Annotated in this window: 8 protein-coding genes and 1 pseudogene; 5 read left to right on the top strand and 4 right to left on the bottom strand. The window is 72.4% G+C overall.

Annotation, left to right across the window (positions count from 1 at the left end; all coding sequences use genetic code 11):
* Positions 1 to 199: response regulator transcription factor (locus C3486_RS37060; protein WP_146075128.1), on the bottom strand; the 199-nt coding region annotated here is incomplete at its 3' end.
* A 199-nt stretch (positions 200 to 398) separates the two neighbouring features.
* Between C3486_RS37060 and C3486_RS37745 the strand changes: the two genes are divergently transcribed.
* From C3486_RS37745 to C3486_RS35560, 3 genes are read left to right on the top strand one after another with little or no spacing between them, the layout of a single operon-like run.
* Positions 399 to 701 (top strand): circadian clock KaiB family protein, encoded by a 303-nt coding sequence (locus C3486_RS37745; RefSeq protein WP_219822280.1) that lies wholly within the window; start codon positions 399 to 401, stop codon positions 699 to 701.
* The gene (gene kaiC, locus C3486_RS35555) at positions 698 to 2,242 is read left to right on the top strand and encodes a circadian clock protein KaiC (RefSeq protein ID WP_103836995.1); all 1,545 of its coding nucleotides are present in this window, start codon (positions 698 to 700) and stop codon (positions 2,240 to 2,242) included. Before C3486_RS37745 ends, kaiC begins: the two co-directional genes overlap by 4 nt.
* On the top strand, positions 2,235 to 3,287 hold the full coding sequence (locus tag C3486_RS35560; protein WP_103836996.1) for a PAS domain-containing sensor histidine kinase: 1,053 nt from the start codon (positions 2,235 to 2,237) through the stop codon (positions 3,285 to 3,287). Before kaiC ends, C3486_RS35560 begins: the two co-directional genes overlap by 8 nt.
* 13 nt (positions 3,288 to 3,300) lie before the next feature.
* Here the strand turns inward: C3486_RS35560 and hutG are convergent, their stop codons facing one another.
* Positions 3,301 to 4,380, bottom strand: a complete 1,080-nt coding sequence (gene hutG, locus C3486_RS35565) for a formimidoylglutamase (protein WP_258053195.1) — start codon at positions 4,378 to 4,380, stop codon at positions 3,301 to 3,303.
* Between the two features lie 131 nt (positions 4,381 to 4,511).
* Here hutG and hutC point away from each other — a divergent pair, with 131 nt between their 5' ends.
* On the top strand, positions 4,512 to 5,297 hold the full coding sequence (hutC, locus tag C3486_RS35570) for a histidine utilization repressor (protein ID WP_258053196.1): 786 nt from the start codon (positions 4,512 to 4,514) through the stop codon (positions 5,295 to 5,297).
* Between the two features lie 27 nt (positions 5,298 to 5,324).
* Here the strand turns inward: hutC and C3486_RS35575 are convergent, their stop codons facing one another.
* Positions 5,325 to 6,140 carry an IclR family transcriptional regulator gene (locus C3486_RS35575; protein ID WP_103836997.1) on the bottom strand — a complete coding sequence of 272 codons (816 nt, stop codon included), beginning with the start codon at positions 6,138 to 6,140 and terminating at the stop codon, positions 5,325 to 5,327.
* 176 nt (positions 6,141 to 6,316) lie between these two features.
* Between C3486_RS35575 and C3486_RS35580 the strand changes: the two genes are divergently transcribed.
* On the top strand, positions 6,317 to 7,744 hold the full coding sequence (locus tag C3486_RS35580) for an amino acid permease (RefSeq protein ID WP_103836998.1): 1,428 nt from the start codon (positions 6,317 to 6,319) through the stop codon (positions 7,742 to 7,744).
* A 136-nt stretch (positions 7,745 to 7,880) separates the two neighbouring features.
* Here the strand turns inward: C3486_RS35580 and C3486_RS35585 are convergent.
* Positions 7,881 to 8,319: pseudogene (locus C3486_RS35585) on the bottom strand (urocanate hydratase); the annotation flags it as partial.

An 8,319-nucleotide genomic window follows, 5' to 3' on the forward strand; every position in this document is an offset into this window, starting at 1 on the left:
CGGCGGTGCCCTCGATGCCGTCGGCACCGGGCAGGTGAATGTCCATCAGGACGGTGTCCACGCCCGCGGCGGCGAGCGGCAGCGCGTCCTCGACCGAGCCGACCGCGCCCACGCACTCCATGTCCGGCTGCGCGGTGATGGCCAGCTCCAGCGCGTCGGCGAGTGCCCGCTGGTCCTCGACCACCAGCACCTTGGTCATCGTGGCCACCCCACCCTGTCGGCCGGTCCAGCCTAACCCCGTGCGCCGCCGGCGTGGCCGGAATCGCGGGCGGCCGGCCGGGCGTTCCGGGGACGGCGTCCCGCTCTGGCAGCGGACCGGCTTGCGGAGGAAAGTGGTACCCGGAGGGCTGCTCCGCCCCGTGCACCGGCGGACGACAGGTAGCAGGAGGTCGTCCCACGTGACCACTTACTCGTTCAGGCTGTTCATCGCCGGGCAGACCGTCCGGTCCCAGGAAGCCGTGGCCAACCTGCGTCTGCTGTGCGACAGCCGGCTGCGCAATCGGTACGACCTCCAGATCGTGGACGCCGTCGAATGCCCCGAACTGGCGGAGGAGGGACGGGTGCTGGCCACTCCCATGGTGATCAGGCTCAGCCCGCCCCCGCAGCGGCGGGTCGTCGGTGACCTGTCCGACCACCACCGCGCCGCGGTGGCCCTGGGCCTGCCCGGCGCGAACGAACACCCGCAGGAGGTACGGCCATGACAGCAGACGGCGGGCCGGTCCGGCGCGTGGCCACTGCGATCAACGGATTCGACCAGGTCGCCCTGGGGGGACTGCCCGCCGGGCGGTGCACCCTGGTCACCGGGACGGCCGGCAGCGGCAAGACCCTGTTCGCCACCGAATTCCTCGCCCGGGGGATCCAGCACCACGACGAGCCCGGGGTGTTCGTCACCTTCGAGGAGGCGCCGGTGGACATCCGGCGCAACGCCCTCTCCCTCGGCCTGACCATCGCGGAGTGGGAACGGGCCGGGAAGTGGGCCTTCGTCGACGCCTCCGCCGCGAGCACGGAGGAGGGCGCCATCATCGGCGCGTACGACTTCCACGCGCTGGCGGCCAGGATCGGTCACGCGGTGCGCGCCGTCGGTGCCCGGCGGGTCTCGCTGGACTCACTCGGCGCGGTCTTCCTGCGCTTCCCCGGCCAGGGCGTCGTCCGGCAGGAACTGCTGGGCGTGGCGGAAACCCTGGAGTCCCTCGGGGTGACCTCGGTGATCACCACCGAGCGGGAGACGGAGTACGGCGGCATCTCCCGGCTCGGCGTGGAGGAGTTCGCCCTGAACAACGTCGTCGTGCTGCGCAACACGCTGTTCCAGGAGCGGCGGCGCAGGACCCTGGAGATCGTCAAGCTCCGCGGCGGCCCGCACCGCACCGGCGAGTGGCTGTTCACCATCGATCCGCAGGACGGCATCGTCGTCGTACCGCTGGCGTTCCTCGCGCCGCACGAGGGCGCCGTGATCCGCGAACGGGTCTCCACCGGCGTCCCCGACCTGGACGAGATGTGCGGGGGCGGGGTCTACCGCGACGCGGTGGTCCTGCTCACCGGCCCGACCGGGGTCGGCAAGACGCTGGCCGGGCTGCGGTTCGTGGCGTCCGGCGTGGCGGCGGGCGACCGCTGCCTGCTGTACACCTTCGACGAGACCCGCCAGCAGCTGGACCGCAACGCCTCGGGCTGGGGCCTCGACCTGCCGGCGATGGAGGCGTCCGGGCTGCTGCAGGTGGTGTCCGAGTACCCCGAGACCTCGGCGCTGGAGGACCATTTCATCCAGGTGCGGCGGGCGGTGGAGGAGTTCCGGCCCGCGCGGCTGGTCATCGACACCCTCTCCGCGCTGGAGCGCATCACCACCCCGCGGGCGCTGCTGGACTTCTTCATCGCGCTGGGCGCGGTGCTGCGGCCGCGCGCCATCACCGCCCTGATCACCTCCCTGCCCGCCGAGCGCATGCCACCGTCCGCGGGGCCGGGCATCGCCGCCCGGATCGACAGCCTCACCGATGTGTCGGTCCTGCTGCGCTACGTGGAGACGGCGGGCCGGGTCCGGCGGGCGGTCGCGGTGGTGCAGACCCGCGGTTCGACCCACGACCACCGCATCCGCGAAGTCACCGTCGACGGTACGGGGATGCACATCGGGGGCCCGCTGCACGGCGTCTCCTCCGTACTCGCCGGGTACGGAGGGGCCGTGTACGCGGCCGACCCGTCCGGAGCGGCCGACAACCGCGCGCCGGCCCCACGGGTGGACCCCGATGGCTGACCATGACCGCCCGTGCCCCGGCCGCGGCACCGGGAGCGGAAGTCCCGGTGCCGGCCCCGACGACATCCGGCGGGTGATCGTCTCGGCGGCCGCCGACGGCATCCTGGCGGTCGACGCCGACGGCCGCATCCTGTACTGCAACCCGGCGGCCGAGGAGCTGTTCGACCGGCCCGCCGCCCAACTGGTCGGCCAGGACTTCGGTTTCCCCCTCGTCGTGGGCGAGACGACCATCGACCTGATGCTGCCCGACCGGGGAGTGCGGGTGGTGGAGATGCGGGTCACCACCGCGCTGCTGGAGAACGAAACGCTGCACGTCGCGGCGTTGCGCGACATCACCCGGCGGCGGCAGGCCCAGCGCGAGCTGGAAGCGGCGCTGGAGCGGCAGAACGTCATCGTGGCGGTCGCGGCACACCAGCTGCACAACCCGCTGGCCACGATCGGCGTGCTCGTCGACACGCTGCGCGACCGGCGGGCGGTGCTCCCCGACCGGGTGCGGGCCGAGGCCATGGACCGGATCGCCGAACGCACCGCCCACCTCCAGGCACTGGTGCGCAAGCTGCTGACGGCCGCGCGCATCGACGCCAGCGTCCCGCACTCCGTGCCCGAGGACATTCCCGTCCTGCCGTTCCTGATCGAGCGGCTGGGCGACATGACGGAGGGGGCCCGGGCGGTACGGCTGTCGTGCTCGCCGGGCCTGGTCGCGCGGGTGGACCGGCTGGCCTTCTCGGAGATGCTCACCAACTGCCTGGAGAACGCCTTCCTGCACGGCCGCCCGCCGATCGTCACCCGTGCGGTGCCGCGGGACCACCGGTGGCTGGAGGTCTCGGTGTGCGACCACGGTGACGGGGTGCCGGACGACTTCGTACCGCGGCTGTTCGAACGGTTCAGCCGGGGGCCCGGCACCGAGCGGCACAGCGGTGCGGGGCTGGGGCTGTGGGTGGTCCGCGGCCTGGCCAGGGCCAGCGGCGGCGACGCCTGGTACGAGCCGGCCCCGCACGGCGGCTCGTGCTTCCGGCTGCGGCTGCCGCGCGCGCCGGACAGGTGAACCGCCCCGCGCGCTACGCCGCACGGGCCCCGGCGGCCGACGTCAGGACGCGGTGGACCAGCCGGGCGCCGGTGCGGGCCGTGCGGTGGTCGATGTCGAGGTCCGGGTTGAGCTCCGCGACGTCGCAGACGGCCAGTTGGCCGCTGGCTGCGACCTTGGCGCAGACGTGCTCCACCACCTCCAGCGGGACTCCGTACGCGGCGGGGGCGCTGACGCCCGGTGCCACGGCGGCGGGCAGGACGTCCAGGTCGATGGAGAGGTGGACGAGGTCGCAGCTCGCGAGGAAGTCGTCCAGGAAGGCGTCGACGCGGTGCATGCCGAGCAGGCCGCAGGCGGTGTCGGGGAGGTAGCGCACGCCGAGCCGGTCGGCGGTGCGGTACAGCCGCTCGGTGTTGCTCGGCGCGCTCACCCCGAGCACCCAGTAGTTCAGTTCACGGGCGGCGGCCTCCTCGTCCCCGGCCATCTGCAGGAACGGCGTGCCGGAGCTGGGCCGGACGTCGTCCCGCAGGTCGAAGTGCGCGTCGAGGTTGAGCACGCCGAGCCGCGCTCCGGACCGCAGCGCACGGCTGCCGGCGAGCCCGAGGTAGCTGCCGTAGGCCACCTCGTGGCCGCCGCCCAGCACGGTCACCGGGCGGCCCCGGTCGAGCAGGGCGCCGACGGCGCGGCCCAGGCGGCGCTGGCCGGCCGCCAGGTCGCCGTCGCCGACCTCGATGTCACCGGCGTCCAGCGCGCGCAGCGGCGTCTGGAGGGCCATCGGGGCGAGCGCTCGGCGCAGCGCCGACGGGCCGTCGGCCGCGCCGGGCCTGCCCTTGTTGCGGCGTACGCCCTCGTCGCTGCGGAAGCCGACGAAGGCGGCGTCCCAGTCGCCTGCCGCGGCCCGGTGCAGGTCCCCGGCAGGACCAGCGGCGGGGTACGGCGTCACCGCGCGGTGCCAGCGCAGGTGCGCTGCGCCGGGGCCGTCGTCGCGGCCGGTCCACGGTTCGGCGGGCGCGTCCGCCGCCCACTCCTCCGGGTGCGCCGCCGGGGCGTGGCCCGGGATACGGCCCGGGTCCTCGCCGGTGGCGCGGGCGGCCTGCTGCACGGTGCTCGTCACGGTTCCTCAGCTCCTCGGTGTTCCGCCGCCATCACACCCGCGCCGGGGCCCGCGATCCAGGGCGTACGGCCCGGTTCCTCGGATCCGAGACCCACTAGGATTCCGGTGCCCGCGTCACCCGCGAGGAGCGTGTGACCACGAGTGCGAGGACGGTGAACGGCGTGGCCGGAGAGGCGGCTGACCTCGCGCGGCGGTACCGCGAGCAGGCGTCCCGTTCAGCGCCCGCGTACCAGCGCGTGAAGGACCTCGTGACCGAGCAGATCATGAGCGGCCGGTGGCGGGAGGGGGACGCGTTGCCGTCGGAGAGCCAGTTCGTGGAATCGCTGGGGCTGTCCCGGATGACGGTCAACCGTGCGCTGCGCGAGCTGGCGGGCCAGGGGCTGATCCGCCGGGTGATGGGCGTGGGCAGCTTCGTGGCGCTGCACAAGGGCAGTTCGGCGCTGGTGGAGGTGCACAACATCGCGGACGAGGTGCGCCGCAGGCGGCACCGGTACCGCGCCGAGGTGCTGTACGTACGGGAGGAGACCGCCGACGCGGAGGTCGGCGCGCTCTTCGGTCCGGGCACCGGGCAGCGGGTCTTCCGTTCCCGGGTGGTGCACTTCGAGGACGACGTGGCGATCCAGCTGGAGGACCGGTACGTCCACCCGGACTTCGCGCCCGGCTACCTGGAGCAGGACTTCACCCGGCGGACGCCGTTCACGTTCCTGTCCGAGGTGGCGCCGCTGGGCAAGGGCGAGCACGTGGTGGAGGCGGTGCTGCCGTCCTCGGAGGAGTGCGCGGTGCTCGGCGTGCCCGAGTCCGAGCCGTGCCTGCTGATCCACCGGCGCACGTGGTCGGGCGACGCGCTGGTGAGCGTCGCACGGCTGCTGCACCCGGGGTCCCGGTACCGGCTGCAGGGCACCTTCGACAACCGCTGACCGCGGCATCGGGGGGCGCTCGCGCGGTTACGGCCGCCCGGTGGGCGCGCGGCCCGAGACGGCGTGCGTCAGCCGGGCCGCGCCCTTGCACAGCAGATCGCGTACGTACGCCTCGTCGCTCGGCCGGTGGTGGCGGTACCAGGTGCTGCTGAGCGCGGCGACCGGCCGCCCGTGGTGGTCGAACGCCGCGACGCCGACCGAGCGGAACCCCGCCGAGACCAGCTCGGTCTCCTCCGACCAGCCGCGCGCCCGGTCCCTGGCCAGCAGGTCGCGCAGCTCGCCGAGCGAGCGCGGGCCCTTGCCGGTACGGGTGATCAGGTCGCCGGGACGCGGGAAGAGCGCCTTGAGCTGGGCCTCGCCGACGTGCGCGAGGAGCGCCCGGCCGCTGGCCGTCAGGTGCGCGGGGAGCCGCACGCCGACCTCGGTGACCAGCGGGACCGTGCCGCCCGCGCGGACCTCGGCGGGCTGCTCCTTGAGCAGGTACACGGTCTCCGCGCCGTGCAGCACTCCGAGGTGGACGGGCTGCGCCAGCCGGGCCGCGAGGGTGCGCAGGATCGGGCGGGCGAGCCGTTCGAGCGGCTCGTGCCGGAGGTAGGCGGAGCCGATCTCGAAGGCGGCCACGCCCAGGCCGTACGCCTGCTCGTCCGGGAGGTAGGTGACGAAGCCGCGCCCGGCCAGCACGGTGAGGATGTGGTACGCCGACGAGCGCGGAATGCCCAGGTCCCGGGCGAGCGCCGCGACCCGTACCGGCCCGGAGCGGCCCGCGAGGTGGGTGAGGATGTCCAGCGCGCGGCCGACGGCCGGTGAGGTGCTGGAGGAGGACTCCGGACGCCGCCCGCTCATCGCCGCGCCTCCGTCCGTCCCGCGCTCCCGGCGACCTCTTGACGGTCCTGTCTATACAGGCATATACATGCGGCGCCTGTTCTCGTACGAGCCGCGCCGACCGCCGCTCCGGCCAGGCCACCGCCCATGTCGCACGTCCGGGACGAACGTGCTGTTCCCGAAGGAGAGGGCATCTTGTGAGCACCGACAAAGCAGCAACCCTGCAGCGCGGACTGAGGTCCCGCCACATCCGATTCATCGCCCTCGGCTCCGCCATCGGGACCGGCCTGTTCTACGGATCGTCCGAGGCCATCCAGGCCGGCGGCCCCGCGGTGCTGCTGGCCTACCTGATCGGCGGCGCCGCCGTCTTCCTGGTCCTGCGCTCGCTCGGCGAGATGGCGGTGAACCACCCGTGCGCGGGCTCTTTCGGTGAATACGCCACCCGGCATCTCGGCCCGCTCGCGGGATTCACGACCGGCTGGACGTACGCCTTCGAAATGGTCATCGTCTGTATCGCCGACATCACGGCGCTCGGCGTCTACATGGGATTCTGGTTCCCCGACGTACCGCGCTGGATCTGGGTGCTGGCGGCCATCGTCGTCATCGGCGTGCTGAACCTCTTCAGCGTCAAGGTCTTCGGCGAGCTGGAATTCTGGCTGTCGCTGGTGAAGGTCGTCGCCATCTGCGCGATGATCGTGGCGGGCCTCGCCATTCTCGTGCTCGGCATCAGCGGCCACGGCATGCACGTCGGAATCTCCAACCTGTGGAGCAACGGCGGATTCTTCGCGCATGGCTTCCAGGGCTTCATCATGTCCTTCGCCGTCGTGATGTTCGCCTTCGGCGGCACCGAGATCATCGGCGTCACGGCCGGCGAGGCGGAGGACCCGGAGAAGACCATTCCGGGCGCGGTGAACTCCATTCCGCTGCGCATCGTGCTCTTCTACGTGCTGACGCTCGCCGTCATCATGTCGCTCAACCCCTGGCAGCACATCGGCTCCGACGGCAGCCCGTTCGTGCAGATCTTCACGGGCATCGGCCTCAAGGCAGCGGCGGCCGTGCTGAACGTCGTCGTGGTGGCGGCCGCGCTCTCCGCGATCAACAGCGACATCTTCGCCGCGGGCCGCATCATGTACGGCATGGCCGAGCGCGGCCAGGCCCCGGCCGTCATGCGGCGCCTCTCGCGCAACGGCGTGCCGACGATGACCGTCGTCATCATGATCTGCGCGCTGCTGCTGGGCGTGGTGCTGAACTACACCATGCCCGACAAGATCTTCCTCATCATTTCCTCGATCGCCACCTTCGCGACCGTCTGGGTCTGGCTGATGATTCTCGCGACGCAGTACGCGGCGCGCCGGAAGATGACCGAGGAGGAGACCTCCAGGCTCGCCTTCAAGGTCCCGTTCTGGCCGTACGGCCAGATCATCACCATGGTCTTCATGACCGGTGTCCTGGTACTGCTCGCATTCTCCGCGAGCACCCGCATCGCACTGATCGTGGGAGCGGTCTGGCTGGCCCTGCTGTCGGTGGTCCATATGGTCTGGCTCCGTCCGCGCTCCGCCGCCTCCGGCGTCGCTGAATTCCCGACGGAAGAGCCGGCCGGGAATCCCGTTCCGGCACGGGACTGACCGGCTCCGAAGGGCTTCCGAAAAGGGCCCTGAAGGCACCTGGAAAGGGTTCCTTCAGGGCCCTTCGCAGCGCCCGAAAAGATGCCGGGCGAGACCTCCGACGCCTTTGGCGGCGGCCTCGCCCGGCAGGAAACGGTTACGCCGAGGGGTGCTCACGCATCGGGATACGCACGCCCCGCTCGTCGGCAACCGAGTCGGCGATGTCGTATCCGGCGTCCACGTGCCGGATGACACCCATCCCCGGGTCATTGGTCAGCACCCGGCGGACCTTCTCCCCCGCCAGCTTGGTGCCGTCCGCAACCGACACCTGGCCCGCGTGGATGGAGCGGCCCATGCCCACGCCACCGCCGTGGTGGATCGACACCCAGGAGGCGCCCGAGGCGACGTTGACCATGGCGTTCAGCAGCGGCCAGTCCGCGATCGCATCCGAGCCATCGAGCATCGCCTCGGTCTCCCGGTAGGGGGAGGCCACCGAGCCGCAGTCCAGGTGATCCCGGCCGATCGCCAGCGGCGCGGCCAGCTCGCCGGAGGCGACCATGTCGTTGAAACGCTCCCCGGCCTTGTCCCGCTCGCCA

Origin of the sequence: Streptomyces sp. Ru73 (assembly GCF_002920575.1) — a bacterium.
GTDB lineage: Bacteria > Actinomycetota > Actinomycetes > Streptomycetales > Streptomycetaceae > Streptomyces.